Below are 1,457 nucleotides of genomic sequence, written 5' to 3'. Positions count from 1 at the left end.
AGCGTGTCAGATGGTTTGTGTAAGGGGCAGTGCTCCTGACTGAAAGCCGAGACACTGATGACCATGATTGACAAGCAGGCGCGTGATGAGCGTCGCAAGGCTCAGCGCGAGGGTGTGGAGGCGCTCGAAGCATCGGGCGCGTTGGACGACCTTTACGCGAAGATCGATGCTGGCGAGGTCAAGCTCGACGGCAAGGATGGGCTGATCCAGCAGCTCATCAAGGCCGGCCTTGAACGCGGATTGCGGGCGGAGCTGACCGAGCATGTCGGCTACGAGCAGGGCGATCCCGAGGCGGGGCTTCACCCGAATTCGAGGAACGGCTCGTTTCCGAAGACTGTCGCGACCAGCGTCGGTGACGTCGACCTCGCGATCCCCAGGGACCGGGATGGGTCCTTCACGCCGATGCTGGTCCCGAAGGGCTCACGGCGCCTGGGTGGGCTTGATGACATGATCGTCTCGCTCTACGCCGGTGGGATGACGATCCGCGATATCGAGCATCATCTGGTCTCCACGATCGGCACGGAGATCAGCCGGGAGACGATTAGCAAGATCACTGATGAGGTCCTCGATGAGGTCATGGCTTGGCAGCATCGGCCGCTGGAGGCGTTCTATCCGGTGATTTACCTGGACGCGCTGATCGTGAAGGTCCGCGATGGTGCGCACGTGCGCAACAAGGCCGCTCACATCGCTGTCGGCGTCGACATGGATGGCATCAAGCACGTCCTGGGCATCTGGATCCAAATCACCGAGGGCGCGAAGTTCTGGGCCGGTGTCTGCGCGCAACTCGCCAACCGAGGCATCGCGGACGTCCTCATCGTCTGCGTCGACGGGCTCACCGGGTTCCCCGAAGCGATCGAGGCTACCTGGCCAGAATCGACGGTTCAGACGTGTGTTGTTCATCTGATCCGCTCGGCCATGCGGTTCGTGAACTACAAGTCCCGCAAAGCCGTCGCCGCCGCGTTGAAACCGATCTACCAGGCCGCGGACGAAGACGCCGCCCTCGTCGCGCTGACCGACTTCGCCGCGTCCGACCTCGGCATCGCGAACCCGAACACAGTCCAGGTGTTCGAGAACGCTTGGGACAGATTCACACCGTTCTTGGCGTTCCCACCGATGCTGCGCCGGGTGATTTACACGACGAACAGCATCGAGTCGCTGAACTACCAGCTGCGGAAGATCATCAAGAACCGCGGGCACTTCCCCTCCGACGACGCCGTCGTCAAGCTGCTCTGGCTCGCAATCTGCAACATCGAAGACAAGCGCGCCCGCGACCGGCTCAAGGAACGCGGACGCGCTCGTGGCGTCAAACGCAACGCCGAAGGCCGCCTCGTCGAGGGCCAGATCACCACGAACTGGAAACAAGCCCTCGCGCAACTCGCCCTCGCCTACCCCGACCGCATCCAGCCCTACCTCTGAAACCCGAGCGACGCCCGCTTACACAAACAACTTGACAGGCT

At 62.5% G+C, this 1,457-nt stretch carries 1 protein-coding gene; it reads left to right on the top strand.

The genetic code is table 11. The annotated features are described in order from the left end of the window. Positions 1-57 precede the first annotated feature (57 nt). Complete coding sequence (locus C2868_RS10345; protein WP_103662991.1) at positions 58-1,416, top strand: IS256 family transposase; 1,359 nt, start codon at positions 58-60, stop codon at positions 1,414-1,416. The last annotated feature ends 41 nt before the right edge of the window (positions 1,417-1,457 follow it).

It is taken from the genome of Microbacterium sp. CJ77 (assembly GCF_002911615.1).
GTDB lineage: Bacteria > Actinomycetota > Actinomycetes > Actinomycetales > Microbacteriaceae > Microbacterium.
Note: the sequence above shows the minus strand (reverse complement) of the source record. Positions and strands in the feature narration are given on the sequence as shown.

Bases quoted from the DNA above. Each gene is read 5' to 3' on its own strand.
- C2868_RS10345 (WP_103662991.1), top strand. From the start codon at position 58: ATGACCATGATTGACAAGCAGGCGCGTGATGAGCGTCGCAAGGCTCAG.